The sequence below is a fragment of the Nocardia sp. NPDC058633 genome (assembly GCF_042717045.1).
Classification (GTDB): Bacteria; Actinomycetota; Actinomycetes; order Mycobacteriales; family Mycobacteriaceae; genus Nocardia.
Window position 1 is genome coordinate 150,813 of record NZ_JBHXRA010000010.1, and the last position, 25,220, is coordinate 176,032.

29 protein-coding genes are annotated in these 25,220 nt (G+C 67.9%); 15 read left to right on the forward strand and 14 right to left on the reverse strand.

What is annotated here, in order from left to right; all coding sequences use genetic code 11:
- The first annotated feature begins 10 nt into the window (after positions 1-10).
- Both ACFWUR_RS15425 and ACFWUR_RS15430 read left to right on the forward strand, forming a co-directional pair.
- Complete coding sequence (locus tag ACFWUR_RS15425) at positions 11-535, forward strand: DinB family protein (RefSeq protein ID WP_378907175.1); 525 nt, start codon at positions 11-13, stop codon at positions 533-535.
- A 104-nt stretch (positions 536-639) separates the two neighbouring features.
- Complete coding sequence (locus ACFWUR_RS15430; protein WP_378907178.1) at positions 640-1,770, forward strand: NDMA-dependent alcohol dehydrogenase; 1,131 nt, start codon at positions 640-642, stop codon at positions 1,768-1,770.
- On the opposite strand, the gene ACFWUR_RS15435 is transcribed toward ACFWUR_RS15430, so the two are convergent.
- Together ACFWUR_RS15435 and aztA are read right to left on the reverse strand one after the other, a co-directional pair.
- Positions 1,771-2,127 carry an iron chaperone gene (locus ACFWUR_RS15435; protein ID WP_378907181.1) on the reverse strand — a complete coding sequence of 119 codons (357 nt, stop codon included), beginning with the start codon at positions 2,125-2,127 and terminating at the stop codon, positions 1,771-1,773. It lies immediately after the preceding gene.
- Between the two features lie 10 nt (positions 2,128-2,137).
- On the reverse strand, positions 2,138-2,815 hold the full coding sequence (gene aztA, locus ACFWUR_RS15440; protein WP_378907184.1) for a zinc ABC transporter ATP-binding protein AztA: 678 nt from the start codon (positions 2,813-2,815) through the stop codon (positions 2,138-2,140).
- Positions 2,816-2,863: 48 nt separating this feature from the next.
- Here aztA and aztB point away from each other — a divergent pair, with 48 nt between their 5' ends.
- The 3 genes from aztB (at position 2,864) to aztD (ending at position 7,230) form a co-directional block, all read left to right on the forward strand.
- Entirely contained in the window at positions 2,864-4,927 is a 2,064-nt protein-coding gene (gene aztB / locus ACFWUR_RS15445) for a zinc ABC transporter permease AztB (RefSeq protein ID WP_378907187.1), read from the forward strand.
- Positions 4,928-5,139: 212 nt separating this feature from the next.
- The gene (gene aztC, locus ACFWUR_RS15450; RefSeq protein ID WP_378907482.1) at positions 5,140-6,042 is read left to right on the forward strand and encodes a zinc ABC transporter substrate-binding protein AztC; all 903 of its coding nucleotides are present in this window, start codon (positions 5,140-5,142) and stop codon (positions 6,040-6,042) included.
- A gap of 27 nt (positions 6,043-6,069) precedes the next feature.
- The gene (gene aztD, locus ACFWUR_RS15455) at positions 6,070-7,230 is read left to right on the forward strand and encodes a zinc metallochaperone AztD (RefSeq protein WP_378907189.1); all 1,161 of its coding nucleotides are present in this window, start codon (positions 6,070-6,072) and stop codon (positions 7,228-7,230) included.
- Positions 7,231-7,285: 55 nt separating this feature from the next.
- Here aztD and ACFWUR_RS15460 read toward each other — a convergent pair whose 3' ends face one another.
- Positions 7,286-8,485: a serine hydrolase domain-containing protein gene (locus ACFWUR_RS15460; protein ID WP_378907192.1), complete on the reverse strand. Its 1,200-nt coding sequence runs from the start codon at positions 8,483-8,485 to the stop codon at positions 7,286-7,288.
- A gap of 39 nt (positions 8,486-8,524) precedes the next feature.
- Here ACFWUR_RS15460 and ACFWUR_RS15465 point away from each other — a divergent pair, with 39 nt between their 5' ends.
- The gene (locus tag ACFWUR_RS15465) at positions 8,525-9,340 is read left to right on the forward strand and encodes a serine hydrolase domain-containing protein (RefSeq protein WP_378907195.1); all 816 of its coding nucleotides are present in this window, start codon (positions 8,525-8,527) and stop codon (positions 9,338-9,340) included.
- A gap of 103 nt (positions 9,341-9,443) precedes the next feature.
- The gene (locus ACFWUR_RS15470) at positions 9,444-9,980 is read left to right on the forward strand and encodes a DUF3145 domain-containing protein (protein ID WP_378907197.1); all 537 of its coding nucleotides are present in this window, start codon (positions 9,444-9,446) and stop codon (positions 9,978-9,980) included.
- Positions 9,981-10,001: 21 nt separating this feature from the next.
- Here the strand turns inward: ACFWUR_RS15470 and ACFWUR_RS15475 are convergent, their stop codons facing one another.
- Complete coding sequence (locus tag ACFWUR_RS15475) at positions 10,002-10,373, reverse strand: nitroreductase family deazaflavin-dependent oxidoreductase (protein ID WP_378907199.1); 372 nt, start codon at positions 10,371-10,373, stop codon at positions 10,002-10,004.
- Positions 10,374-10,466: 93 nt separating this feature from the next.
- Here ACFWUR_RS15475 and ACFWUR_RS15480 point away from each other — a divergent pair, with 93 nt between their 5' ends.
- Positions 10,467-11,120 carry a TetR/AcrR family transcriptional regulator gene (locus tag ACFWUR_RS15480; RefSeq protein WP_378907202.1) on the forward strand — a complete coding sequence of 218 codons (654 nt, stop codon included), beginning with the start codon at positions 10,467-10,469 and terminating at the stop codon, positions 11,118-11,120.
- A gap of 75 nt (positions 11,121-11,195) precedes the next feature.
- Positions 11,196-11,612 (forward strand): hypothetical protein, encoded by a 417-nt coding sequence (locus ACFWUR_RS15485; RefSeq protein WP_378907204.1) that lies wholly within the window; start codon positions 11,196-11,198, stop codon positions 11,610-11,612.
- Positions 11,613-11,642: 30 nt separating this feature from the next.
- On the opposite strand, the gene ACFWUR_RS15490 is transcribed toward ACFWUR_RS15485, so the two are convergent.
- Positions 11,643-12,533, reverse strand: coding sequence for a ribonuclease Z (locus ACFWUR_RS15490; protein WP_378907206.1), 891 nt, complete (start codon positions 12,531-12,533; stop codon positions 11,643-11,645).
- A 121-nt stretch (positions 12,534-12,654) separates the two neighbouring features.
- On the opposite strand from ACFWUR_RS15490, the gene ACFWUR_RS15495 reads away from it, so the two are divergent.
- Complete coding sequence (locus tag ACFWUR_RS15495; protein WP_378907208.1) at positions 12,655-13,416, forward strand: class I SAM-dependent methyltransferase; 762 nt, start codon at positions 12,655-12,657, stop codon at positions 13,414-13,416.
- Between the two features lie 33 nt (positions 13,417-13,449).
- On the opposite strand, the gene ACFWUR_RS15500 is transcribed toward ACFWUR_RS15495, so the two are convergent.
- A complete protein-coding gene (locus ACFWUR_RS15500) occupies positions 13,450-14,046 on the reverse strand; it encodes an ATP-binding cassette domain-containing protein (RefSeq protein WP_378907210.1) in 597 nt (198 codons plus the stop codon).
- Positions 14,047-14,313: 267 nt separating this feature from the next.
- Between ACFWUR_RS15500 and ACFWUR_RS15505 the strand changes: the two genes are divergently transcribed.
- A complete protein-coding gene (locus ACFWUR_RS15505) occupies positions 14,314-14,880 on the forward strand; it encodes an RNA polymerase sigma factor (protein ID WP_378907213.1) in 567 nt (188 codons plus the stop codon).
- Positions 14,870-15,148 (forward strand): hypothetical protein, encoded by a 279-nt coding sequence (locus ACFWUR_RS15510; protein WP_378907215.1) that lies wholly within the window; start codon positions 14,870-14,872, stop codon positions 15,146-15,148. The genes ACFWUR_RS15505 and ACFWUR_RS15510 overlap by 11 nt, the downstream gene beginning before the upstream one ends.
- Before the next feature lie 7 nt (positions 15,149-15,155).
- On the opposite strand, the gene ACFWUR_RS15515 is transcribed toward ACFWUR_RS15510, so the two are convergent.
- From ACFWUR_RS15515 to ACFWUR_RS15535, 5 genes are all read right to left on the reverse strand, one after another.
- The gene (locus tag ACFWUR_RS15515; protein ID WP_378907218.1) at positions 15,156-16,484 is read right to left on the reverse strand and encodes a hypothetical protein; all 1,329 of its coding nucleotides are present in this window, start codon (positions 16,482-16,484) and stop codon (positions 15,156-15,158) included.
- Entirely contained in the window at positions 16,481-16,870 is a 390-nt protein-coding gene (locus ACFWUR_RS15520) for a hypothetical protein (RefSeq protein WP_378907221.1), read from the reverse strand. Before ACFWUR_RS15520 ends, ACFWUR_RS15515 begins: the two co-directional genes overlap by 4 nt.
- Complete coding sequence (locus ACFWUR_RS15525; protein ID WP_378907485.1) at positions 16,867-17,049, reverse strand: hypothetical protein; 183 nt, start codon at positions 17,047-17,049, stop codon at positions 16,867-16,869. Before ACFWUR_RS15525 ends, ACFWUR_RS15520 begins: the two co-directional genes overlap by 4 nt.
- Entirely contained in the window at positions 17,049-18,896 is a 1,848-nt protein-coding gene (locus tag ACFWUR_RS15530; protein WP_378907487.1) for a hypothetical protein, read from the reverse strand. Before ACFWUR_RS15530 ends, ACFWUR_RS15525 begins: the two co-directional genes overlap by 1 nt.
- Before the next feature lie 166 nt (positions 18,897-19,062).
- Entirely contained in the window at positions 19,063-19,404 is a 342-nt protein-coding gene (locus ACFWUR_RS15535; RefSeq protein ID WP_378907224.1) for a winged helix-turn-helix transcriptional regulator, read from the reverse strand.
- 134 nt (positions 19,405-19,538) lie between these two features.
- Here ACFWUR_RS15535 and ACFWUR_RS15540 point away from each other — a divergent pair, with 134 nt between their 5' ends.
- Positions 19,539-20,192, forward strand: a complete 654-nt coding sequence (locus tag ACFWUR_RS15540; protein ID WP_378907227.1) for an FMN-dependent NADH-azoreductase — start codon at positions 19,539-19,541, stop codon at positions 20,190-20,192.
- Positions 20,193-20,273: 81 nt separating this feature from the next.
- Here the strand turns inward: ACFWUR_RS15540 and ACFWUR_RS15545 are convergent, their stop codons facing one another.
- Both ACFWUR_RS15545 and ACFWUR_RS15550 read right to left on the reverse strand, forming a co-directional pair.
- Positions 20,274-21,476 (reverse strand): lipid-transfer protein, encoded by a 1,203-nt coding sequence (locus ACFWUR_RS15545; protein ID WP_378907229.1) that lies wholly within the window; start codon positions 21,474-21,476, stop codon positions 20,274-20,276.
- The gene (locus ACFWUR_RS15550; RefSeq protein WP_378907232.1) at positions 21,469-21,915 is read right to left on the reverse strand and encodes a Zn-ribbon domain-containing OB-fold protein; all 447 of its coding nucleotides are present in this window, start codon (positions 21,913-21,915) and stop codon (positions 21,469-21,471) included. The genes ACFWUR_RS15545 and ACFWUR_RS15550 overlap by 8 nt, the downstream gene beginning before the upstream one ends.
- A gap of 119 nt (positions 21,916-22,034) precedes the next feature.
- Between ACFWUR_RS15550 and ACFWUR_RS15555 the strand changes: the two genes are divergently transcribed.
- The gene (locus ACFWUR_RS15555; protein WP_378907235.1) at positions 22,035-22,778 is read left to right on the forward strand and encodes a GTP-binding protein; all 744 of its coding nucleotides are present in this window, start codon (positions 22,035-22,037) and stop codon (positions 22,776-22,778) included.
- Between the two features lie 105 nt (positions 22,779-22,883).
- On the opposite strand, the gene ACFWUR_RS15560 is transcribed toward ACFWUR_RS15555, so the two are convergent.
- Positions 22,884-24,026: an epoxide hydrolase family protein gene (locus ACFWUR_RS15560; RefSeq protein WP_378907238.1), complete on the reverse strand. Its 1,143-nt coding sequence runs from the start codon at positions 24,024-24,026 to the stop codon at positions 22,884-22,886.
- Between the two features lie 63 nt (positions 24,027-24,089).
- Between ACFWUR_RS15560 and ACFWUR_RS15565 the strand changes: the two genes are divergently transcribed.
- Complete coding sequence (locus ACFWUR_RS15565; RefSeq protein WP_378907241.1) at positions 24,090-25,052, forward strand: helix-turn-helix transcriptional regulator; 963 nt, start codon at positions 24,090-24,092, stop codon at positions 25,050-25,052.
- Positions 25,053-25,220 lie beyond the last annotated feature (168 nt).

The following is a 25,220-nucleotide window of genomic DNA, read 5'->3' on the forward strand; positions in this document are numbered from 1 at the left end:
GGCTGATTTCATGATCGTTCCCGACACGAAGAACTGGACCTGGGTCCTCGAACGTGCCTGCTCCGAGTGTGGATTCGACGCCGAGACCATCGCGTACGCGGCCGTGCCCGAGCACACTCTCGACAGCGCCGCCCGGATCGGCTCGGCACTCGAACGCGACGACGCGCGGGCCCGCCCGGACGAGCTGACCTGGTCGGTTCTCGAATACGGCGCGCACGTGCGCGATGTGTGCCGGATCTTCGACTCCAGGCTGGCCCTGATGCTGGCCGGTGACGGCGTCGAGGCGCCGCGGTTCGAGAACTGGGATCAGGACGCGACCGCGGTGGCCGAGCGCTACGGCGAGCAGGACCCCGCCGTCGTCGCGCGGGAATTGGCGGTGGCCGCCGATCGGGTGGCCGCCGCGTTCGCCTCGGTGCCTTCGGATCGGCTCGACCTGCGGGGTGCGCGCAGCGACGGCTCGCTGTTCACGGTCACCTCGCTGGGGCGGTACTTCCTGCACGACCTCGTGCACCACGTCCACGACGTGCGCGGATAGAAATTTCTCGATAAATTTCTAGAACGTGTTTCAGAAACTGACGTTTTGTCGTTAGGGTGAGTGCAGTCACAACGAGGCACGAGCTTGGCGAGAGGTCTACCGGCATGAAGACGAAGGGCGCGATCCTGTGGGGCACCGATCAGGAATGGTCGGTCGAGGAGATCGAGGTCGGCGACCCCGTCGCCGGTGAAGTGCAGATCCGGATGGAAACGGCGGGCATGTGCCACTCCGACCATCACATCGTCACCGGCGCGACGCCGATGCCGGCCTATCCGGTGATGGGCGGACACGAGGGCGCGGGTGTCATCACCAAGCTCGGCCCGAACTGTCCGGCCGACCTGGCGGTGGGCGACCACGTCATCCTGTCGTTCATCCCCGCGTGTGGACGCTGTCCCGCGTGCGTCGCCGGGAACATGGCGCTGTGCGACCTGGGCGCCGGACTGCTGATGGGACAGGCGATTTCGGACGGCACCTACCGCATCCAGGCGCGTGGCGAGAACGTCATCCCGATGTGCCTGCTCGGCACGTTCGCCCCGTACATGACGGTGCACCACACCTCCGTGGTGAAGATCGACCCCACCATCCCGTTCGAGGTGGCCTGCCTCGTGGGCTGCGGTGTGCCGACCGGTTTCGGTTCCTCGACCCATGTCGCGCAGGTGCAGCCGGGGGAGACCGTGGTGATCGCGGGCATCGGCGGCGTCGGTATGAGCGCGCTGCAGGGCGCTGTGCTCTCCGGTGCCTCGAAGGTCATCGCCATCGACCCGAATCCGTGGAAGCTGGAACAGGCGCAGAAGTTCGGCGCCACCCATACCTACGAGAGCATGGCCGCCGCGATCATGCCGATGATCGAGGCCACCGAGGGGCGGATGGCCGAGAAGGTCATCCTCACCATGGGCGAGATGCACGGCGACTACGTCGAAGAGGGTCTGATCCTCACCGGCAAGGCGGGCACCCTCGTCGTCACCTCGATGGGTCGCATGGACGCGGGCGACGTCAAGATGAACACCTTCTTGCTGTCGATGCTGCAGAAGACGGTGAAGGGCTGCATCTTCGGCGGCGGCAACGCCCGCCAGGACGCGCCGCAACTGCTCTCGCTCTACAAGGCGGGCCAGCTCAATCTGGACGACATGGTCACGCGCAGCTACTCGCTCGAAGAGATCAACCAGGGCTACCAGGACATGCTGGACGGCAAGAACATTCGCGGGATCATCCGCTACACCGAAGCCGACTGGTAGTCAGCTCTTGCCCACCCGCTCGGCGAGGTGAACCGCCACCTGGGCGATCAGGTCGTACGGGATCGGTTCGCCGAGTGGGAATTTCAAGGTGCCACGACCCGAGTCATAGGGCTCGATGGCAGTCGCGAGCGCCTCGTCCCCGTCGGGGGCGGGGTACACGCTCACATGGGCTTTCCAGCCCGCGAAGAAGATGAACACCCGACCGTCGACGGTGGCGGCCGGCATGGCGTAGCTGATCTTCTCGCCCGTGTCCGGCACCGCGCGGTGGATCGTGTCACGAATCTGCTGCAGGACGGCGCGTTGGGCCGACGGCTGGGCCGCCAGATAGGCCTCGACGGAGTCGAATTTCTCGGTCATGCTCTCGACTCTAGGCTTTGACCAGCACTTTCTCCGGGTGACCCGCGGCCTTCAGCCGACCCTCGCGCAGCAGCAGGCAGTGGTCGGCCCTACTCGCCTCGTCCAGGTCGTGGGTGGCCTGCACCACGGTCACACCCGCCGCGCTGATCTGTGCCAGGGCGCGCGAGATCTCGGCCTGCGAGGCCTCGTCCAAGCCGGCCGCCGGCTCGTCGAGCAGCAGTAGATCGGATTCCTGCGCCAGCGCCTGCGCGAGCAGGGTGCGTTGGCGTTGCCCGCCCGACAGGGTGTCGAGCCGCCGAGTCGCCAACGCGGTGAGCTCCATTCTCTCCAGGCAGGCTCGCGCGATCTCGCGATCCGCGCGGGTCAGGCGCCGCCACGGTCCGCGGTGCGCCCAGCGCCCCATCGCGACCACCTCCCGCACGGTGATCGGCAGGGTCGGCGGAATCGCCGTGTGCTGCAACACGAAAGCGGGACGCCGAGCGGTGCCGCGGTGCACCGTGCCCGCCTGTGCCGTCACGGTGCCCGCGAGGACGCCGAGCAGGGTCGATTTCCCCGAGCCGTTGGGCCCGACGATCGCTGTCACCTGCCCGCGCGGGATCGTGGCCGACACCTCGCAGAGCACGGGCCGACCTGGGTAGCCGGCGCTCAGATGCTCGATCCGGATTGCTGCGTCGTCTGTGTGCTGCATCTCACCTCAATTGAAACGATAATCGTTTTCAGTATATCGTCTCGCGCTATGGAGTGGCTGTTCGCCCCGTTCGAGGTGGCTTTCGTGCAACGCGCGCTGTGGGGTGGGCTGCTCGTGTCGTGCGTGTGCGCCCTCGCCGGGACCTGGGTGGTGGTGCGCGGCATGGCATTCCTCGGCGACGCGATGGCACACGGGATGCTGCCCGGCGTCGCGGTCGCGGCATTGCTCGGCGGGAATCTGATGATCGGCGCCGCGATCAGCTGCGCGGCCATGGCCGCCGGGGTGTCGCTGCTCTCGCGCAGTAAGCGGTTCGCGGCCGATACCGCCATCGGGTTGCTGTTCGTGGGGATGCTCGCGGCCGGTGTGATCCTGGTGTCGCGGTCGCAGTCCTTCGCGGTGGATCTGACCGGGTTCCTGTTCGGTGATGTGCTCGCCGTGCGGACCGTCGACCTGTGGTATCTCGTTGCGGCGCTGGCGGTTGCCCTGGTGATCGCCGTGCTCGGGCATCGGGCGTTCGTCGCGCTGAGCTTCGATCCACGGAAAGCGCACACGCTGGGGTTGCATCCGAAAGCGGCGCAAGTGGCCCTCGTCGGGCTGCTGACCCTGGCGATCGTGGCCTCGTTCCACGTCGTCGGGACGCTGTTGGTGTTCGGGTTGCTCATCGCCCCGCCCGCGGCCGCGGTGTTCTGGTCGGACCGGATTCCGATGGTGATGGTGATCGCCGCGCTGATCGGCGGGTTCTCCACCGTGGCGGGGCTGGTCGTTTCGTGGCATGCGGGTACGGCGGCAGGCGCGACCATCGCGGCCGTGGCGGTGGGGTCGTTCTTCGTGTCGGCGATCTGCTCGGCGGTGCGGGACCGGTTCGGCAAGGTCGGGGCCGCGTCGGTGGCCGCGCTCGCCGCGCTGCCGTTGGTGGGGTGCGCCCCGGCGGAGGAACCCGCGGTGGTCGAGGAGACTCCGCACGGGTTCGTCGCCGGTGCCGAGGAGATGAGTGAGGCGCAGACGCGCCTGGTTCTCGCCGATGCGACCGGCGCTGTTCGGGTGATCGATCTGCTGACCGAGACGGTCACCTCGATCGACACCGGGGCACCGGAAAGCGCTCGGCCGCAGGCCCAACCGGGCACCGCGGGATCGCCGCCGCCCAGCACCGGTGACCAGCGGGTTCCGGCCGTCGCGGCGGTCGGCGACGGGCGCTTCGCGTATCTGAGCGCGGGTGCGTCGGTGCGGATCGTGGACAGCGGCGGGTGGACGGTCGACCACGACGACCACCGGCACTACTACCAGGCGCCCATCCGTGACATCGGTGTAATCGCCGCGGCCGACGCCGGTGCGGGTGGTTCCGGGGTTGTCGGTGCCTACAGCGACCCCGCCGTCGCCTCGGTGGTGCTCGACTCCGGTGCGACGATCTTGTTCGACCGTCCGACGCTGGACAGTGGTGTCGCCCAGGCGCAACGCCGGGTCGAGGGCATCGCGGTGCCCTATGCCGAGCGGATCGTGGTCGCCGAGGGCTCGGGTCGAGTCGAGGTGCGCGGGCGTGACGGCGCGGCGGGACAAGAGCAGGCCGCCACCTGTCCGCAGCCGCGGGGACAGGCCGTCACCAGGCGCGGAGTCGTCTTCGGTTGTGCCGACGGCGCACTGGTGGTGGCGCAGCGAGACGGCGCTTTCGTCGCCGAGAAGATCCCCTACCCGGCGCCGACCTCGGACCGGGCGAGCGCATTCACCCACCGCCCCGGCAGCACCACGCTGACCGCGCAGGCGGGGCGCGACGGCGTGTGGACCCTCGACATCAGGAAGAAGACCTGGACACGCACCGCGGTAGGCGATGTGGTCGCGGTGAACACCGCGGGTGAGGGGTCACCGCTGCTGGTGCTCACCCGTGACGGCAACCTGCGCAGCATCGACCCGGTGTCCGGCGCGGAGACAGCGCGCACCGCCGTGTCCGACGGCCCCGTCGAAGGTCAGCCGGTGATTCGTGTCGATCCGGATCGTGCCTACGTCAACGACATTCGTGGGCGCAAGGTCTACGAGATCGCCTACAACGACAACCTTCGCCTCGCGCGCACGTTCGCACTGGACATCGCGCCCTCGCTGATGGTGGAGACAGGTCTGTGAAGCACGCATTCTCCGAGAACCGCTACCCGGCCGCGCGGCGGTGTGATCGACCGAGCACCTCGGCCGGCACCGGCCTCGCCGAGGCCCACGCTCGTGACGGGGTCGCGCCAAATCGCGGCCCCGCCCTTGTGCGGAGCTTGCTGTCGGCGTGCGGATTCCGGCCGGCCCACTCGGGTCGACCGCGTCTCGCGCCGATCCGCCGGCTGATCGGGTTGTTCGCCGCGGCCGCGCTGCTCGTGCCGTTGGTGAGCGCGTGCACCAGCGGAGCCGAGCGATCCGGGATCGTGGTGACCACGAACATCCTCGGCGATCTGACCCGCGCCGTCGTCGGCGACGCGGTGCCGGTGACGGTGTTGATGCAGGCGGGGGCCGATCCGCATTCGTTCGCGATCTCCGCACGTCAGGCTGCCGATATCGAACGTTCCGCACTGGTGGTGCACAACGGACTCGGACTCGAGGAGGGTGTGGTCCGGCATGTGCAGGCGGCGGTCGCGGCCGGGGTGCCGACGTTGGCCGTGGCCGAGCGGGCCGATCCGATCCGCTACACCTCCGATGAGTCGGCGGGACAGCCCGATCCACATTTCTGGACCGACCCACGCCGGGTGCGCATGGCCGTCGAAGCGATCAGCGCCGAGGTGCTGGCCCAGGTCGAGGGCGTCGATGCCGGTGCGGTAGAGGCGAATACGCAGCGCTATCTCGGTGAACTGGACGAGCTGGACCGGTGGATGACCGAGCGATTCGCCGCCATCCCGGCCGAGCGCAGGCAGCTGGTCACCGATCATCACGTGTTCGGTTATCTCGCACAGCGATTCGGATTCCAGGTGATCGGTGCGGTGATCCCGAGCGGCACCACCCTGGCCTCACCGAGCGCGTCCGATCTCGACGGTCTCGCCACCGCGATCAGAACCGCCGGTGTCCGCGCGATCTTCGCCGATTCCGGACAGCCCGACCGGCTTTCGCGCGTCCTCGCCGAACACACCGGATTGCAGGTGCAGGTGATCGCGCTGCACACCGAATCACTCACCGCGCCCGGTGGGGGTGCGGCCACCTATCTGGAGATGGCGCGTACCAACACCGAGGCCATCGCCCGTGGTTTATCCGGGCCCACACCGTAATTCACGCACGAAGAGATGGAGCAACGCATGAACAGGTCGCGGACCAGCACGATGGTGGCGATGTCGGGAGTACTCGCCTCGGTGGTAGCGCTCAGTGGCTGCGGTGCGGACGACACCGCCCACGACCACGAGCACACCCCGGGCGCCGAACCGATCGCCCTCACCTATGACGGCGGCATCTACGTCCTCGACGGGGCCTCGCTCACCCAGCAGGGTGACGTGAAACTCGAGGGATACAACCGTCTCAACCCGGCCGGCGACGACGACCACCTGATGGTGTCGACCAAGGACGGCTTCCGCGTGTTCGACGCCTACGCCGCCGAATTCACCGGAACCGACTACCCCGCGGTGAAACCCGGCCACGTGGTGCGGCACGCGGGCAAGACCGTGCTCTTCGCCGACGGCACCGGCGAGGTCACCGTCATCGACACCGACAAGATCGACAGCGGCACCTCGACCGAGGTCTACAAGGCCGCCACCGCGCACCACGGTGTCGCGCTGGAACTGAGCAACGGAAACCTGCTGGTCACCCTCGGCACCGAGGACGCGCGAGTGGGGCTGATGGCCCTCGACAAGGACCGCAAGGAGCTCGCCCGCAACGAGGACTGCCCCGGCGTGCACGGCGAAGCCGCCGCCCAGGGCGAAGCGGTGGTTGTCGGCTGCCAGACCGGCGCCGTCGTCTACCGCGACGGCAAGATCACCAAGGTGACCAGCCCGACGCCCTACGGCCGGATCGGCAACATGTCCGGCAGCGAGGCCTCCCCGATCGTGCTCGGCGACTACAAGCAGGACAAGGAAGCCGAACTCGAACGCCCGCAGCAGATCTCGCTGGTGAACACCGCCGACGGCACCCTGCGCCTGGTCGACATCGGCACCAGCTACACCTTCCGCTCGCTCGGTCGCGGCCCGCAGGGCGAAGCCCTGGTGCTCGGTACCGACGGCAAGATCCATGTGATCGACCCCGTCGCGGGCAAGGAGGTGCGCACCATCCCGGTGATCGGCACCTGGCAGGAGCCGCTGGACTGGCAGGACGCTCGCCCGGCGCTGTTCGTGCGCGGCGGTGTCGCCTACGTGAGCGATCCGGCTTCCAAGCAGGTGCACCGCGTCGACCTGTCCGACGGAAAGATCACGGCCACAGCCACACTCGCTGCCGCCCCGAACGAGATCACCGGCGTTTCCGCGCACTGACCTCGCTGTGACACCCCGCCCTCGCGCCCGCTTTTCGTGGGCGCGAGGGTTTCGGTTATTGCCCCGCGCACCGCACGACGACCTCACGCAGGTTGCGGCTGCGCACATCGTCGAGAATCGCCATGCCGAGACGGTTCATGCTGTAGCCGAATCCCAATCCGGTTGTGGGATCGGCGAATCCGAACGAGCCGCCCAAACCGGTTGTGCCATAGGCCCGCTTGTCCGAGCCGAAGCGGAAAGTGCCGCGCGACTTGCGGAAACCGAGGTGATAGCGGCTCTTGGTGTGCAGCACCAGGTCGTCGGCGGGCACATCGTCGGCGGTGTCGGCGGCGGCGAGCAAGTCGAGAACTTCGTCGCTGATGGGCAGTTCGCCGGTGCGGCCCGCCGCGGCGCCGTAGACCTTGGCCAGCGCGCGGGCGTTGCCGACACCGTTCATACCGGGCCATTCGATGCCGAGGAACTCCCGTCGCGCGGCCCGCGCGGGCGCACCCGGGCGCGGATTGGTCAGGGCCGCATAGGAATGCCCGCGCTTGGCGTAGACCTCGCCGCCGATGCGCAACGGCAGATCACGGCGTTCGTAGCGCCAGATGTCCCAGCCCTTGGTCGCCGACAACTGGGCGACCCGTTCCATCGGCTCGGTCTCGGGCAGTCCGATGAACAGATCGGCGCCGACCGCGGCCGCGATCTCCTCAGCGAAGAACCGCCCGAGGCTACGGCCCGCCGGATCCACCCGCCGCAGCAATTCGCTCTGATACAGCCCCAGCGTCAGCGCGTGATATCCGTGCCGGGTGCCCGGCTCCCACGCCGGTTTCTGCGCGGCGAGCAGTTCGCCGAGGACATCACGGTCGATCAACTCGCCGAGCCGGACGATCCGGTCCAGCCCCGACAGCCCGGCCTGATGGTCGATCAGCTGACGCACGGTGATCCGTTCTTTGCCGTGCGCACCGAACTCCGGCCAGTACTTCGCCACCGGCGCCTCGTAGTCGAGCAGCCCACGCGAGACCGCCGTCGCGATGGTGAACGCCGACATCCCCTTCGACGAGGAGAACACCGGCACGATCGTGTCGCGCTCCCACGCCACCGCGCGATCGCGGTCGCGATGGCCTGCCCACAGATCGACCAATGGCTGGTCACCGGCGTAGACGGCGACAGCGGCGCCGATCTCGCCGTGGTGGGTGAAGTTGCGGCGGAAGGCGTCGGCGACGGGGCCGAAACCGGCCGCCACGTCGCCGTGGATCGATGGTGCGGGACTCATGGTGTCCTCGATCGTAGCCGCGTCTCGTACGCTGCCGATATGCGATCGTTGCAGCAGGTACTGGACTGGCCCGTCAAAAACGCCGCCGCCGCCGTGGTCACCGCCGGCGGTGCGTCGACCGTCGGCGACACCGAGCGGGTGTTCCGGCTCGCCTCGGTCACCAAACCGCTGGTCGCCTATGCCACGCTCGTCGCGATCGAGGAAGGGGCGGTCGAACTCGACCAACCGGCGGGTCCGCCCGAATCGACCGTGCGGCATCTGCTCGCCCACACCTCCGGCGTCGCCTTCGCCACCCCCGAAGTGCTCGCCGCGCCCGGCGCCCGGCGCATCTACTCGAGCGCCGGCTTCGAACTACTCGCCGATTTTCTCACCGCCCAGACCGGCATCGAATTTCCGGACTATCTGCGCGAGGCGGTTTTCGAACCGCTCGGCATGACCACGGCAGTCCTCGACGGTTCCGCGGGGCATGCGGGCAGCGCCTCCCTCGCCGACCTGACCCTGTTCGCCGCCGAGTTGCTGGCACCCCAATTGATATCTCGGCAAACGCTGGCCGAGGCGACGTCGGTGCAATTCCCCGACCGCGACGGGGTCCTGCCCGGATACGGTTCCCAGCGCCCCAACGATTGGGGATTGGGATTCGAAATTCGCGACGGTAAAACCCCGCACTGGACGGGCACAGCCAATTCCGCCCGCACTTACGGGCACTTCGGCCAGTCGGGGACGTGCCTGTGGGTCGACCCGGAAATCGGCGTGGCGACAATCGCGTTGAGTGACGAGAATTTCGGCGACTGGGCCAGAACGGCGTGGCCGAAACTCAGCGATTCCGTTATCGCAGAGACACAGAACACGCAGTAAAGTAACACGCGCAACACCGCACACTTCAGTACACTCGTGCCACGCCAGACCGCGACGGGCCGTTGGGGAAGACGTTCCTTGTCGAGGCTGGAGGTGTTGGTAAGTGCGCGCATCGAGTCAGTTCGCTGATGCGACGGCGGGTGTGGTTTACATCCACTCATCGCCCGCCGCGTTGTGCCCCCACGTGGAGTGGGCGCTGTCCACCGCGCTCTCGTCCCCCGCGAAATTGCGCTGGAACACCCAGCCGGCCGACGGACAACTCCGCGCCAGCAGTGACTGGATCGGCCCGGTCGGCACCGCGGCTCGGATAGCCCAATCATTGCGTGCCTGGCCCGTTCTGCGCTTCGAAGTGACCGAGGATCCGAGCGAAGGCGTCGACGGCGAACGCTACAGTTTCGTCCCCGCCCTCGGCCTCTGGCATGGATCCACCGGCGCCAACGGCGACGTGATGCTCGGCGAAATGCGATTACGCGCCCTGCTCCAAGCCGCCAAGGAACTCGATGTCCACGGCACCTTCGACCTCTCCACCGAACTCGACCGCGCGCTGGGTTCGCCGTGGGACGAGGACCTCGAGGCGTTCCGGCAGGGAACCGACAGCGTCGGGGCGGAAGTCACCTGGCTGCGGCGGGACGTGGGCTAGCGGGTGATCCGCCGTGGACGGTCAGTCGGCGAGGTCCATGCGAAGGAATTCGGTGATGCGCAGGAGTTTGGGTGGGCGGGCGATCTCGGCGGGGAGGGCCAGGAAGGCTTCGTCCTTGCCGACTACGCGCGGTGCGGTGAGGGCTATCTGCTTGCCCTCGACGTGCAGTTGCGCGCTGCCCGCGGCCAGGATGTTGCGCACCCAGTCCGCCCCTGATCCGTAGACCAGGACGAACAGGTAGCCGCCGTCGACGGGGTGGGCGTCGAGCGGGGTGCGATAGGTCGTTCCCGAGGTGCGGCCGGTATGGACGAGGACCGGCCATTTTCCGCCTGCGACGGCGCGGGGGTTGAAGAAGCGCTTGTTGATGTGGCCCCACCAGATCGGCATAGGCATGGGGTGCTCCTTTGTTCGGACCGGTGTGACTTACACTTGTAAGGCTGACTTACGTCTGTAAGCTTGTCAACACTTCGCCACCGAGGAGGCTCCATGCCCGTACGTCGTCCGCTCAGCCGCGATCGGGTGCTCGATGCCGCGATCCGGGTGGCTGACCGGGGCGGCGTCGAGGCGATCACCATGCGACGGGTGGCGCAGGAGTTGGGTGTGGAGGCGATGTCGCTCTACAACCACGTGCCGAACAAGGACGCGATCCTCGACGGGGTTGTCGACGCGGTGTTCGCGGCGATCGAGTTACCCGAAGCGAACGACGCCGATTGGCGAGAGGCGATCCGGGCACGGGCTCGCTCGGCGCGTTCGGTTCTGGCGCGCCACAGTTGGGCGCTCGGATTGATGGATTCGCGTCGGAATCCGGGGTCGGCCACGCTACGTCATCACGACGCGGTCCTGGGTGTCCTGCGCAGGGCCGGGTTCTCACTGCCGATGGCCGCGCATGCCGTCTCGCTGATCGACAGCTATGTCGGCGGGTTCGTGCTCCAAGAGGCGAACCTGCCGCTCTCCGGGCCGGAGGATGTCGAACAGGTCGCGGGCGGCATTCTCGCGAACCTGCCGACAGCGGAGTTGCCCTACCTCACCGAGATGATCGTCGACCACGCGCTGCGACCGGGCTACGACTACGCCAGCGAGTTCGGTTTCGGGCTGGATCTGATCCTGGAGGCACTCGAAGCGCGCCGAGGTCGGTGCTGAGGCGCCAGCCCCCGATTGCTGGGGCCACGGCAGTGCTTGTGCCGTAATCCGTTGTCGGGCAGCATCAAAAGTGTGATGAACAGACGAATTACTGGAGCATTCCTGGCCGCATCCGCCGCCGTAGTCGCGTTCGGTCCCGTCGCGATCGCGCCCGCAGGCGCGGCAACGCCGTTCGTGGCACCCGAGATCACGTTCGCCGGTACCGCGGCGGGCACCGTCACCGCCACCCTGCACAACCCGAACGACCGAGGGCAGTGCTGGGCCGAAGCGGGCGTCGGCCCCGACAACAACCACGTCTTCTTCGGTGACAGCGCACCGGAATCGCTGGCCGACCCCGGCGAGACGGTCACGACCTCGCTCGACGGCCTCGAGCCGGGCACCACGATCACCGCACGCGGTGGCTGCGTCAACGGCGCCGAGTTCGCGTTCTCCGAACTGGTGACGGTCGACGTTCCGACCGCGATGCCGTCGACGGGCAGTTTCGGCCTCTGACAGCTCCGGTGACAGCCGCTGCGGCTGTCGTCAGCTGCCCGTGCGTCGTACGGGCAGGGCGATGCGGTCGAGATCGTGGGCCAGCACAGCGCCCCCGAAGGCGGCCTGTTCCAAGAACAGGTGATCCTCCTTCTCGGTGTATCGCTCGGAGAAGTGCGTCAGAACAAGGGTTTTCACACCGCAGGAGCGCGCCACCTCGCCCGCCTGACGTGCCGTGAGGTGGCCGCGTTCGTGCGCGTGCGCGGTCTCGGAGTCGAGGAAGGTGGACTCGATGATCAGCATGTCGACCCCCTCGGCCAGCTCGAACACGTTGTCGCACAGACGGGTATCCATGACGAACGCGACCTTCTGGCCCGGCCTCGGCGCCGAACATTCCTCCAGCTGTGCGCCCGACAGCTCGCGGATCGCGGCGCCGGAGATACCGTGCTCGCGCAGCTTCTCGGGGAGAAACGTCCGGCTGTCCGGTTCGGCGAGGCGGTAGCCGTAGGTGGCAATGCTATGGGCCAGGGGCAGCGCGGTGAGCGTGAAACCGTTGCCCTGCAGCGTGTCACCGGGGCCGCTCACCGGGTGCTCGACGAGAGTGGGTGAGCCGAAATAGCTCGTCGCGTTCTTCAGTCGATCCCAGTACTGCGCACCCTCGGCGGGATAGACGGCGTGCACGGGATGGGGCACCCCGTCGCGGCCCAGCCGCTGCACGATGCCGGGCACGCCCAGCGAGTGGTCACCGTGGAAATGGGTGACGCACAGCCAGTGCAGCTCGGTCGCGGATGCGCCCGCGTGTGCCATCTGGCGTTGCGTGCCCTCGCCGGGATCGAACAGCACGCCCTGCCCGTCCCAGCGCAGGAGGTAGCCGTTGTGGTTGCGGCGGCGAGTGGGCACAGCGCCTGCTGTGCCGAGGACGACGAGTTCTCGTGTCGACATCGCCCCATCCTGGTGGGTCGCCGCGTCGGTGTCACGTCGATAGACGCAGTGGAGGTGGTGAGATGGACCGAGCGCGCGCCGACCGCCGAGGCTCGCACCGAAGACACGTCGGAGGACGACCATGGATCTGTTCGACTACGACGCCGAACTGCGTCCGCACACTGCGCACTTGCGCGCCGCCGCCCGGGTCGGCGCTGGTGATCGGGTACTCGACATCGGTTGTGGCACAGGCCAGACCACGCGCGAGGCGGGCCGCGCGGCGGTGGACGGAAGCGCGGTCGGGGTCGATATCTCGGAGCTGATGCTCGAACAAGCCCGTCGGATCAGCGACGAAGAAGGACCGTCGAATGTCGGTTTCCAGCTGGCCGACGCGCAGGTGAACCCCTTTCCGGCGAACGCTTTCGACCTCTGCATCAGCCGGTTCGGGGTGATGTTCTTCGCCGATCCGGTCGCCGCGTTCAGCAATATCGCGCGCGCACTGCGCCCGGGGGGTCGTCTGGCGTGGCTGGTCTGGCAAGGCCATGACCGCAACGAATGGGCGTCGATGTTCAGCGACGTGCTCGCCTCCGCCATCGCCACGCCCGGTCGCGGTCCGTTCTCGCTCGCCGATCCGGTCGTCACCGAATCCATGCTGACGACAGCGGGTTTCACCGAGATCACCTTCACCGACATCGACGAGCCCGTCTACTACGGCGCCGACAGTGCCGCCGCCTACGACAACCTGCTTCGCCTGACCGGATTCACCGCCTTCCTCGCCGACCTCGCGCCGCCCGGAGCCGAGCGAGCCCGTGCGCGGCTGCGCGAGATCCTGGCCGACCATCAGACCGACGACGGCGTGTACTTCGACTCGCGCGCTTGGCTGCTCACCGCCCGCCGTCGGTGAGCAGCACCGATCCAGCTCTCGGTGTCGGCGGCGTCATGGGAGCAGTAGGTGGGGCCAGTGGGCGAGGTCGGTGAGCATTCGACGGTCGTGGGTGGCCACGACGACGGCGGCGGGGGTGGCGGACAGGGCGGTGGTGAGTTCGTCGACCAGGGCGATCGAGAGATGATCGGTCGGTTCGTCGCAGAGTAGGAGTTGCGGGCGGGCGGCCAGTTGGATGGCGAGGTGGAGTCTGCGTTGCTGGCCCTGGGACAGGCGTACGACCGGGGTGTGGCGGGAGCGCCGCTCGAGCAAGCCGGTCGCGGTGAGCGGAATCGGGTCGATGGTGTTGTGCAGGTGCGTGTTTCGGGTGTGCTGGCCGTAGAGGTCCTGGGCGGTCAGGGCGGGGTCCCACTCGGGGACCTCCTGGCCGATGAGGCCGATGCGGGCAGACCCGTGATGGCGGACAGTGCCGGTGGACGCTGCGTGCGTGCCCGCGAGCGCGGCGAGCAGGGTGGACTTGCCCGCACCGTTGTGGCCGGTGATCAGCAGACGGTGGCCTGCTTCGAGCGAGAGCGTGACGGGGGAGTCGAGCCGACCGGTGACAGTGATGTCGTCCGCGCTGATCAGCGGTGTGCCGGGGCGTGCGCGCAAATCGGGAAAACGTAGTCGCCGTGGAGGTCGGTTGCCAACGAGATTTACCTGCTTCGATGGTGCCGGGCAGGGCGGGTCGAGCGAAGACGGCAGGCGGAATTCGGTGGACGGGTGAATCCTTTTACATCATCGGTGCCTCTTATGGGTGTCGCGACGAACGTCGGGACGGGACACGGAGGTGTGTTGTGGTCATCGGTATCGGTGTGGTCGTCGGTGTGGTGTTGCTCTGCACGTGCATGGTCGTCGTGAAGCGCAAACGAGCTGGGCGTGGGTGAGTCGGGCTGGCCTGACCAGCGGTTGATCGCCGCCGCGCAGGGTGGTGACGAAGCTTCGATCGCGGCGTTGGTGTCGGGTTCGCATCCGCATATCCAGCGCTTCGCTCATTCCCTGTGCGCCACACCGGAAGACGCCGAGGACGCCGCACAGGAGGCGCTGATCATCCTGTATCGCAAGATCGGGATGTTGCGGGCCTCCGGTGCGCTGGCGTCGTGGATGTTCCGGATCGTTCGCAACGAGTGCCTGCGTCGGGCGCGAACGAGTCTGTCGGGCCGAGTCCTCGTGCCGGACAACATCGCTGCGGCTTCGGCCGAGGACGAGGTGGTGCGACGTCTGGAAGCGGGCAGGGTGGCGGCCGCGGTCGCCGCGTTGCCCGCGGATCAGCGCAGTGTGCTGATCCTGCGCGACATCCAGGGCCACAGCGGGCGGATGGTCGCCGACGCGCTCGGGTTGAGTACGTCGGCGATGAAATCACGGCTGCACCGGGCTCGGGCGTCGGTTCACCACGCGCTGCGGGCCGCGCCGGGCGAAACCCCAGGAGGAAACGATGAGCGATGACTTCGCGAGTGCGTCCATGGTCGAGCACCTGCTGCGCGGCGGGGCGGGGTTCGGTGCGCTGATCGGGTCGATCGCGCTGATTCCGGCGGTCGGACCGATCAGCCTGTTCCTGCTGCCGGTGGGCTTGGTCGCCCTGCGCGGGTGTCCCCTGTGCTGGACGATCGGACTGATGCAGACCTTGTCGCGAGGCAAATTGCAGCGCAGCTGTGACGACGGCCGGTGCCGGTTGACAGTCGGCGGCCATGACACCCCGCAGGCGGCTCCCTGAGCAGGTACTAACCTCCGAACAGCAGATACAGCCCGGTGAACGTGAAGCCGACCATGGTCAGCATCAACGCCAGCTGGCCGGTCAGCCGGTGGCGCGGCGGGAGAAGCGCAAGGCAGCGGTCGTGGGCAGCGGCGACGCCGAGAACATGGCCGATCAGGACGGCGAGCACTTTGCTGGTGGCGAGTACACCCGGATGGCTCGACAGCAGGTAGGCGACGTCGCGATCGGCGAGGCCCGCGAGGTCCCATCCGCGATCGAGTGGGTCCGCCAACAACAGGACCGTCGCCTGCCCCTTCTCGAGCAGAAACGTCAGGTAGTGGGCGAGGAGATAGCCCGCAACGATCGGGGTGAGGCTCAGGGCCAGCCGCCGCGGTAGCAGCGCTCGATCTGCGCGCGAGACACCACCGGTGGCACGCGCGGCGACGGAGAACAGCCCGCCGACCACCCCGATGAAGACCAGCAGTCCGGCCGTGCGCACCAGCGTCGCGTCGACGACCGGAGCCAGATCGTCGACGAGTTCGCGCCACCGGGGGAAAGCGGAGAAGCTGTCGAAGGCGGTGGATCCGAGCAGTGTCGCCGCGACCGCGACAGATCCGGTGCGTGCGGGAGTTCCCGCGAGATTGTTCAGGGGCGCCCGCAGCACCGGCTGCCCCGCGCGGTCGCGGCCGAAAGCGCTCAGGTGTGACAGCAGCGTGCTGTACACCTCGAGTGGATCGGCCCGCTCGGCCCAGACGGTGCCGAACACGATGAGCCCGATCGAGGTCACCGCCAGGTAGCCGAGCAGCCAGGTCAGCACCGAACTCACCGACCCTGGTGTGCGCCAGGCCAATTCCAGCCACACGAAGGAGAACAGCCCGATGGCCGCCGGAAAGTATCCCCATTCCTCGCGATAGCGGAGAAGCCCTTGTTCCGGCGGGCGTCGCAGCAGCAGGCAGCCGAACCGATGGATCGCCCTGACCGGGGACGCGACCTTCCAGACCGGCCCGATCAGCAACGACGCCACCATCACCCCGACCCACACTCCGATGTACAGCACGCCGGGCACGGGATTCAGCGCAGGGTCGGGGGAACCGAACACCGCGATGACGATCACGCAAGCGGTGACAACCACGCTCGCCACGGAGATGACCGAGCGGGTCGCGCGCGCGTCGATGACCCGACGGACCGGCGCGGGCACCGCGATTCCCGGTGAGGCGGGGTTCAGGCGTGGCTCACGCCAGGCGAACAGCAACAGCGCGAACGAGAAGGTCAGCGCCCACGCTGCGCCGATCAACGCGTAGGTGGGCGGAATCGGCAGGTCCGAGGCACCGCCGAGGCCGTGGGCGAGCACCCTCACTGCCGCACCAGCAGCGTGGTCACCGTCCGTCCGGTGTGGTGCAGTTCGATCTCCACCTGACCCGGCACCGTCACCGCGAAGCCGAACTCCTGGCCGGACGCCGCTGCGACGGGAAACGTGTGCGCGGGGGTGGAGTGGACATGCAGTTCGTCGGTGGTGTCACTGTCGACCCGCAACACGATCGATTGCCCCACCACGGCTTCGGTGCGCGTATTGACCGGGGACACTTCGCCGTTCGCGATCCGGATGTCGATGATGCGGGCCGCGCTCGGTGGTCCCGCGGCCGGGGTGGCCGTCGACTCGGAGCGGTCGCCGGCGGCGCAGCCGACCAGCAGCGAGCCCGCGACGACCGTGACCACGCCGTACCCGAGCCGACGAATGTTCACGGATTCTCCTCGGTGGGCTCCGATTGTGCTCGCGTGCCGTCGTTTTCGCGCTTCTCCGCGCGCCGGTCGCGCAGCGCGATGAACAGCACCAGACCGACCAGGGCGATCGCGGGCAGGAAGGCCGGAATCGCCAACAGGAGAGAATGGTCGGCGAGAATATCGACGTTCTCCTGGCGAATCACGGTTCGACCGATGTCTTCTGGTCCGGTGTGCTGCCCGCGGCCAGATAACGGTCGTTGACGCGGGCCGCGCCCCACGACATCGCCGCGATCAGGGCCAGACTGCACGCCAGCACCACCAGCCCGGCGAGGGCGATCAGCCAGCTGGGATGGTCGAAGGACCGCTCGCGCTGCAGGACCGAGATCTCCTCGACGAACGGTCGCGTGAAGCTCGCCGCCGCGGGCACCTCCTCGGCGCCGATGCCGGGATCGAGCGGCATGAAGATCGGGAGCGCGGTCTGCATGCGCCCGTCCTGCACGCGCAGCACCGTCTTCCAGGTGCCGTGCACGGGCACGGGCCGGGTGGAGACGAAATGGTCGTCGGCGACGCGGCGGAGCTTGTCCACGACGAGGCCGTGGCCGGGACTGTCGTTGCCGGTACCGCCCTGCCAGGACAGGATCTCCATCCATTCCGGATCGGCGCCGACCAGGTCGCCGGGGGAGAGCCGGATGTCGGCGGTGACCATCCGCCCGCCCGGTTCGGGAGCCGCGTCGGTGAGTGTGACGGTGGCCGACGCGTTCTCCGGTACCCGGATGATCAGCCCGTTCGTGGTCGCCGCGGCCGCGATCACCACGGCCACGACCACGATCGCACGCCGCACCGAAGGCTTGGGCAACGCCTCGCCGCGCAAGACGGTGCCGAGCATCGCACCGATCACACCGCCTGCCACACCGACCGGCACCGCCATCGCGAGCAGCTCCGGCCACATCCCGCCGACCCAGGGATTGACGAACATCCGCTCGATCCACAGCGATTCGAGCCAGATGCCCACCGTCGCCACACCGAACCCGGTGAGCGCGCCCCACCAGATCGGTCGGCGGATCAGCGGGGCGAGAGCCAGCAGTTCGACCACGATCGCGGCACCCAGGTAGAGCGGAAACACGTTGCGCGGCGCCTCGAATCCGGAGCCGACCAACACCGCGACGACGGCGCGCACACAGAAGGCGAAGGCCACGAGCAGCAGCGTGCTGAGCGGGCCGAGGGTCAACCGCGCCGAGATCAGGGCGATCGTGGCGGCGAAGACGATCAGCATCGGTTGCAGCACCAGCCGGAACTGTTCGACCCCGAAGTCGAACTCGACTCCGAACACCGACAGCCCGATCAACAGCCCGCCGAATGCGAAGGCCTGAATGGCCCACAGCATCCGCCCGTCGGTCCGCTCGGGATCGGGCCGGTTGTATCGACCTTCGAGCTCGAGCAGCAGCACACCGATCAGCGACAGGCCCGCACCGCCGATGAGCATCAAGTGGGTGGGTCCCCAGAGGGTGACGTCCTGGCCGAACAGCCGATGCCAGATGTCGTCGAGCGGGAAACCGATCAGCGCGTACAAGCCCGCGCCCGCGATCAAGATGCCGCCCACCGGGGCGTACCAGTCGCGGGTGATCTTCACCGCGGCCATGCCCGGCTTCTCGTCGAGCGGCAGGACGACCGCCAGCATGCCGGCCATGAAGAGAAAGAACAGCCCGACCAGGATGAAGTAGTGCGCCGGGTTGGCCAGCGGTCCGGCGTCGCGGCCGTCGCCGATATGCAGGCTCACATCCCAGATGAAGCCGAGAAACGCGGTCAGGATGGTGGCCAGGAACATCGCGATCGGCAGCGCCACCCAGCCGGGACGGTTCATGATGCGACCGCTGAAATCGGCCAGCCGCCGCAGCCAGGTGATGCGACGCGTTCGATGCAGGTACGCCACCCACAGCAGCACCGCACCGACCACCGCGGCCGCGCCCGTCATCAACGCCACCTGATCGAGGGCGGCGCCACCGCCTTCGGTGCCCGGCGCGGCCAGGATTGTCGACGGATCGGTCATCACTGTGGCCACGGCAGTCCTCCGATGTCCAAGCGCCCGGTCTGCGGGGTACCGAACAGTATCCCGAATTACCCGCGGCGCCGATACCCCACGCGAACGGGTCGAGGGTCGGATCCAGTGCTCAGCCGCGGGGGAGCGGTCGATCGCCGGTGGTCTCCGGGGTTGCTTACCCGGCCTGGCTGAACTGCTCTCGGTACTGCTCTCCCCAGGTCTCCATCAGCAGGATGATCGGGACCAGACCGCGGCCGAAGTCGGTCAGCTCGTACTCGACTCGCGGCGGAACCTCGGGATACACGGTGCGAGTGAGGACACCGTCGCGCTCGAGTTCGCGCAGCTGCGCGGTCAGCATCCGTTGAGTCACGTGGGGCATGGCACGGCGCATCTCGTTGAACCGAGCCGTTGCCTCACTCAGATGGAAGACGATCATGCCCTTCCATTTGCCGCCGATCACGTCGAGGGTCACCTCGACCGGGCAGTCGAAATCGAGATCCAGCTTACGTTTGGCCATGCCACATCCTCGTCTCACCGGCAAAGGTATGAAAAAGGGTACCGGGTAACAGAAATGTGCGTTCTTACGCGAATGTTCCCCATCGGGCACGCTCGGTTCAGCAAGCCAACCCAGCCCCGACAGGAGTACCAGAGATGGCCCAACTGCTGCAGCTCGATGCCAGCCCGCGCCGGTCGCGCTCCCACACCCGCACATTGGTCCGGGAGTTCGTCGAACGCTGGAGCGAGGGCCGACCCGCCGACACGGTGATCCGCCGCGACCTCGGCCACGAGCCGCCCCCGCACCTCACCGAGGACTGGATCGCCGCCGCCTTCACCACACCCGGGGAGCGCACCCCGCAGATGCGCGAGACCCTGGCCTACAGCGACCAACTGGTGGACGAGCTGTTCGCCTCCGATGTGCTCGTGCTCGGCGTCCCCATGTACAACTTCGGGGTCCCGGCGATGCTGAAGGCCTACATCGACCAGATCGTCCGAGTCGGGCGCACCTTCTCCTTCGACCCGGACGCCGCGGCTCCCTACACAGCACTCACCTCCGGCAAGCGCGCCTTCGTCATCGTCGGCACCGGCGACGCCGGCTACGAGATGGGCGGTCCGCTGGCGAGCGCGAATCACGTAGAGCCGTACCTGCGCACGGCGCTGGGTTTCATCGGCATCGACGAGGTCGAGTTCGTGTACACGGGCAACGACGAATTCGGCGGCGAACGCCTGCGACGGTCACTCGAGCGCGCTCGCGACCAGGTGGCCGAACTGACCGCCGAGCGCGAAACCGCCGATGTAGCGGGCTGAGAGCATCGCCGCTGTCGGTGCGCGGTGATTCCGAAACCCCGGGAGGCGAGGCCGGGGTTTCGGTCGAGACGATCCCGAGGTTCAGCGTGTGGCGATGATCGCCGATCCATGGCCGAAAAGGCCTTGATTCACCGCGATGCCCGCGCGGGCGTTCTCCACCTGACGGCCCTCGGCCCGGCCACGCAACTGCCAGGTGAGTTCGCAGACCTGGGAGATGGCCTGTGCGGGGATGGCCTCACCGAAGCAGGCGAGGCCACCGCTGGGGTTGACCGGTACTCGTCCACCCAATGTCGTTGCGCCACTGCGGAGCAGAGCCTCTGCTTCGCCCGTCTCGCAGAGCCCGATGTCTTCGTACCAGTCCAGTTCCAGCGCGGTGGACAGGTCGTAGACTTCGGCGAAGGACAGGTCGGCGGGACCGATTCCGGCCTCTTCGTAGGCGGCGTGCGCGATGGCCGACCGGAAGGTGCGCGACGGGGGCTCGACGGCCACCGCCGAATCGGTCGAGAAATCCGGCAGATCGAGCACGGTTTTCGGGAACGTCGGGGTGACCGTCGACAGCGCGGAGATCCGCACCGGATCAGCGATGCCGTGGCGGCGTGCGTAATCCATCGACGTGAGTACCAGCGCGGCCCCGCCGTCGCTGGTCGCGCAGATGTCGAGCAGCCGCAGCGGGTCCGACACGATCGCCGAGGCGGAGATCTCCTCGACCGAGACTTCCTTGCGGTAGCGGGCATTCGGGTTGTTCAGGCCGTGTCGGGAGTTCTTCACCTTGACCGCGGCGAAGTCGTCGAGGGTGGCACCGTGCAAGGCCATGCGGCGGCGGGCGTAGAGCGCGAAATAGATGGGGTTGGTGGCGCCGAGCAGATGGAAGCGCAACCAGTCGGGGTCGTCGCGGCGTTCGCCACCGACCGGCTGGAAGAAACCCTTCGGGGTGGTGTCCGCGCCGACCACCAGGGCCACCTCGCACAGCCCGGCCAAGATCTGGGCGCGCGCGTTGGCGATGGCCTGGGCGCCGGAGGCGCAAGCGGCGTAACTGCTGGAGATCTGCGCACCCGACCACCCCAACGCCTGCGCGAAAGTCGCGCCCGAGACGAACCCGGGGTAGCCGTTGCGGATGGTGTCCGCGCCGGCGATGTAGCCGACGTCGCGGTGGTCCAACCCGGCGTCGGCCAGCGCCGCACGCGCCGCCACCAGACCGTATTCGACGAAATTGCGCCCCCACTTGCCCCACGGGTGCATGCCCGCGCCGAGGACGGCGATGTCGCGATCATTCGTGTCAGTCATTGACCGGCCTCCACATCCACACCGTGTGCTCCGCGTCCTCGTCCTCGTACAGCGTGCCGACGGTCAGCTCTACCGGCATGCCGACAGCCAGGTCGTCCACCGTGAGACCGCGCACGACCTGCCCGAGAATCACCATCTGCTCGACCTCGAGCTCCACCGCCGCGACGACGTAGGGCACGAACGGATCGGCCGAGACGTAGGGCGCGGGCGGCTTGTAGCGCGCGTCCGCGTACGACCAGATCCGGCCGCGGGTGGAGAACAGGTACTCGACGAGCTCGGAGCCGTCGTGGGTACCTGTGCATTGCGGGTTGCGGCAGGCGAGGGTGTTCTTCGGGAAGTACGGCGTGCCGCAATCGTTGCAGCGAGTCCCGGTGAGACGTACCTGGCCGTCGTCCGCAGTGAACCAGTCAGCCACGGCGGGGCGTTGTTCTTTCTGCACGTGGCCGACGGTATAGGAACACGTTCTACTTTGGGGCGGAATTCCGTTCCGGCGCTGCTCGGGCGCGGGTACGGTGAGCGGATCGAGGATGCGCTGACATCGATCTGGAGTACCGCGCGATGGGCACCAAAGCTATTGACCCGCAGTCGATCCGCAACGTCACGATCATCGGCGATCCCGACGACACGACACGGGTGGTCCACCGTCTGCGCCGATGTTTCGGCGACACCGACAACGCCGTCCACTGGTCGACCGATCGCCTCGAGCACACGATTCGCGTCACCGAGCTGTCGAGCCGGGCACGCATCGCCGAGCTGGAACGCGCCATCCGCGTAGCCGATGGACTGGTCGTCGTCGTGAACGCCGCCGCGCACAGCACCCCGCGACTCGAAACCATGTTACGCGTCGCCGACGATCACCAGGTCGCCCGACTGTGCCTGGTCGACGGACTCGAACAACCCACCGCCGACTTCGACCGCTGTGTTCGCACGATCGCCGAGACTCGCGGGGCGGCACCGTTGGTGCTGCAGATCCCCGTCGGCATCGGCGCCGACTTCGCCGATGTCGTCGACTTGGTCCCGAGGTCGGCACTCGCACCCACCCCGGCAAGCCACGGGGAGCCCGCCGAGCGGTGGTACCGCGAACTCGTGCAGACCCTGACCGAACAAGACCCCGCGCGGTCTCTCACCCTCGCAGACCCGCACCACTGCATCCGCCGCCGCACCCGCAACGGCGACGTCGTGCCCATCCTGTGCGGCACACCCCTCGCGAACGACGACATCGCCCCGCTCCTGGACGCCATCGTCCGCTATCTGCCGTCACCCCTGTACGTCTGCCAGCCGGAACACGCCCTTGACTACTGACTGCCCGTGCTGGGGACGAGCGGCCGAACCTGACTGCATCCTCGACGCGCCGAACCGGCCGGGCCGCGAATGGGTCTTCGCGGACCGGCCGGCCCCGATGCTGGGTCAGGAAATGCCGCGGAAGAAGGTGCGGATGTCGTCCGCGAGCAGTTCCGTCTCCTCCATCGCGGGGAAGTGACCGCCCTCGGTGAACTCGCTCCAGTGTCGGATCGCCTTCCACGGGTCCATCGCGCGACGGATGAGCGGGTGCGTGTCGAACACGGCCCAGCCGGACGGCACGCCGGAGGCCATGACCACAGCGGTCCCGGAGTGCTCGGCCTCGTAGTAGAACTGCGCGCTCGACTCGCCGCTGCGGGTGAACCAGTACAGGCTGATGTTGGTGAGGAGCTGGTCGCGGTCGACCGACTCGTCCGGCGTCCGGTAGGTACCGCCGGCCCTGGGCTCGAACTTCTCGGCGATCCACGCGAGCTGGCCCACCGGCGAGTCGGTGAGCGCCGCACCGATCGTGTCGGGGCGGTGATTCTGCATCAAGAGATACCCGTGATCGGCCGCATCCTCGGTGCGCACTGCCTCGATCTGGGCGATCTCGTCCTCGGACAGGCCATCGGGGTAAGGGAATTTGTCGCCGACCAACCCGAGCAATCGGCGATCGCAGCCGATGTGCGTGCCGATGACGCGCTCCGGATGCAGCGCCGCGAGGCGGAAGGTGGTGCCGGAACCGATGTCGGTGCCGTGGGCCGCGAACCTCTCGTAGCCCAGACGCGTCATGATCTCGGCATAGGCTTCCGTCGTCCGCGCCAGCTCCCAGCCGGTCCCCGACAGCGGAGTGGAGAACCCGAAGCCGGGCAGCGACGGGATGACCACGTGGAAATCGTCGGTCAGTAGTGGGACGAGCCGTTGGTACTCGACGAACGAGCCGGGCCAGCCGTGGTTCAGGATCAGCGCGGTGGCCTCCGGGTTCGCCGATCGCACGTGGACGACGTGGAACGTCTGGCCGTCGACGACCGTCGTGCCCTGGTTGTACTCGTTGAGCTTCGCCTCCTGCGCACGCCAGTCGAACCCGTCGCGCCAGTACTCGGCGAGCTCTTTCAGGTACACCGACGGGGCGCCCCGGCTGAAGTCGGTGCGGTCGTCTCGGCCCGGCACGGGAACCGGCCAGCGCGTGTGTGCCAAACGGTGACGAAGGTCGTCGATGTCGGCCTGCGGGATGTCGATGCGAAACGGCGTGAATGCGTTGTTCTCGGTCATGACACCCAGGGTCGCGGGTAATGCGGCAGGTCAGCTTCCGCAATTACTGGAATCATCGAGAACATGTTGGAGACCTCGGCCCGCCTGCTCGAACTGCTGTCGTTGCTCCAGCTCAAGCGCGATTGGACGAGCTCGGAGCTCGCGGGCAGGCTCGCTGTGAGCACGCGGACTGTGCGCGCCGACATCGGCAAGCTGCGCTCGCTCGGCTATCCCGTGAACGCGCGCCCCGGCGTCGCGGGCGGATACCGGCTGGCCGCCGGGACAGCGATGCCCCCACTGCTGCTCGACGACGACGAGGCCGTCGCCGTCGCGGTCGGACTGGGTGCGGTCGCGACCCAAGGGCTCGGAGTCGAAGAGACCTCGCTCACCGCGCTCGCGAAGCTGGAGCAGGTGCTGCCCTCGCGCCTGCGTCGGCGGGTCGAGGCGGTACGTGAGGCGACAAGCGTCGTTCCAGCGGCTCGGCCGCCGCTCGATCTCTCGGTTCTGGGCGCGGTCGCTGCCGCGATCCGCGGTCGCGAACGGCTCCGGTTCGGATACACGAAGCCCGGGGACAGCGAAGGGGCCCGTCACACCGAACCGCACCGGCTGGTGAGCTGGGGGCCGCTCTGGTACCTGCTCGCATGGGATCTCGACCGCGATGACTGGCGAGTGTTTCGGGTCGACCGCATGGTTTCGCACGCACTCACGGGTGCGCGGTTCCAGCCGCGCGCGATCCCGGCGGACAATGTCGTCGAGTACGTCGTCGGGCGTATCAGCAAGGGAGCTTGGAAGTACCGCGCCCGGCTTCTCGTGCATGCTCCCGCCGCCGAGATCGCCGCGAAGATCCCCCTCCCGATCGACATCGAGGTGGTCGACGACGCCACGTGCCGTGTCGAGCTGGGTTCCGACGACCCGGACCGGCTCGCGCTGTGGATGACACAGCTCGACGTCGATATCGAGGTGATCGACGGAGACGAGCTCGCGGTGGCGTTCGATCGCCTCGCGACAAGGTTCCGCCGCGCGGCCGGTGGCGCATCCGCGCCGTGAATCGCCTGATTCAGTGGGTGCGGCCTGGGGTCCGTGACCCCGCCGGCGACCTCCGCAGCCCACCCGAAGAACAGTTTTTCCGGAGTGGGGCAAAGTGCCACAGTGATGGGGTGAGCGCGGTCTCGGCGCAGATCCCACCCGATCGGACAGATTGGAATCGGCGTGCGT

Bases quoted from the DNA above. Each gene is read 5' to 3' on its own strand.
- ACFWUR_RS15565 (WP_378907241.1), top strand. From the start codon at position 24,090: ATGTTGGAGACCTCGGCCCGCCTGCTCGAACTGCTGTCGTTGCTCCAG.
- ACFWUR_RS15495 (WP_378907208.1), top strand. From the start codon at position 12,655: ATGGATCTGTTCGACTACGACGCCGAACTGCGTCCGCACACTGCGCAC.
- ACFWUR_RS15560 (WP_378907238.1), bottom strand. From the start codon at position 24,026: ATGACCGAGAACAACGCATTCACGCCGTTTCGCATCGACATCCCGCAG.
- ACFWUR_RS15485 (WP_378907204.1), top strand. From the start codon at position 11,196: ATGAACAGACGAATTACTGGAGCATTCCTGGCCGCATCCGCCGCCGTA.
- ACFWUR_RS15490 (WP_378907206.1), bottom strand. From the start codon at position 12,533: ATGTCGACACGAGAACTCGTCGTCCTCGGCACAGCAGGCGCTGTGCCC.
- ACFWUR_RS15465 (WP_378907195.1), top strand. From the start codon at position 8,525: ATGCGATCGTTGCAGCAGGTACTGGACTGGCCCGTCAAAAACGCCGCC.
- ACFWUR_RS15530 (WP_378907487.1), bottom strand. From the start codon at position 18,896: ATGACCGATCCGTCGACAATCCTGGCCGCGCCGGGCACCGAAGGCGGT.
- ACFWUR_RS15430 (WP_378907178.1), top strand. From the start codon at position 640: ATGAAGACGAAGGGCGCGATCCTGTGGGGCACCGATCAGGAATGGTCG.
- aztD (WP_378907189.1), top strand. From the start codon at position 6,070: ATGAACAGGTCGCGGACCAGCACGATGGTGGCGATGTCGGGAGTACTC.
- ACFWUR_RS15510 (WP_378907215.1), top strand. From the start codon at position 14,870: ATGAGCGATGACTTCGCGAGTGCGTCCATGGTCGAGCACCTGCTGCGC.
- ACFWUR_RS15425 (WP_378907175.1), top strand. From the start codon at position 11: ATGATCGTTCCCGACACGAAGAACTGGACCTGGGTCCTCGAACGTGCC.
- ACFWUR_RS15540 (WP_378907227.1), top strand. From the start codon at position 19,539: ATGGCCCAACTGCTGCAGCTCGATGCCAGCCCGCGCCGGTCGCGCTCC.
- ACFWUR_RS15460 (WP_378907192.1), bottom strand. From the start codon at position 8,485: ATGAGTCCCGCACCATCGATCCACGGCGACGTGGCGGCCGGTTTCGGC.
- ACFWUR_RS15435 (WP_378907181.1), bottom strand. From the start codon at position 2,127: ATGACCGAGAAATTCGACTCCGTCGAGGCCTATCTGGCGGCCCAGCCG.
- ACFWUR_RS15480 (WP_378907202.1), top strand. From the start codon at position 10,467: ATGCCCGTACGTCGTCCGCTCAGCCGCGATCGGGTGCTCGATGCCGCG.
- aztA (WP_378907184.1), bottom strand. From the start codon at position 2,815: ATGCAGCACACAGACGACGCAGCAATCCGGATCGAGCATCTGAGCGCC.
- ACFWUR_RS15555 (WP_378907235.1), top strand. From the start codon at position 22,035: ATGGGCACCAAAGCTATTGACCCGCAGTCGATCCGCAACGTCACGATC.
- ACFWUR_RS15545 (WP_378907229.1), bottom strand. From the start codon at position 21,476: ATGACTGACACGAATGATCGCGACATCGCCGTCCTCGGCGCGGGCATG.
- ACFWUR_RS15475 (WP_378907199.1), bottom strand. From the start codon at position 10,373: ATGCCTATGCCGATCTGGTGGGGCCACATCAACAAGCGCTTCTTCAAC.
- aztB (WP_378907187.1), top strand. From the start codon at position 2,864: ATGGAGTGGCTGTTCGCCCCGTTCGAGGTGGCTTTCGTGCAACGCGCG.
- ACFWUR_RS15535 (WP_378907224.1), bottom strand. From the start codon at position 19,404: ATGGCCAAACGTAAGCTGGATCTCGATTTCGACTGCCCGGTCGAGGTG.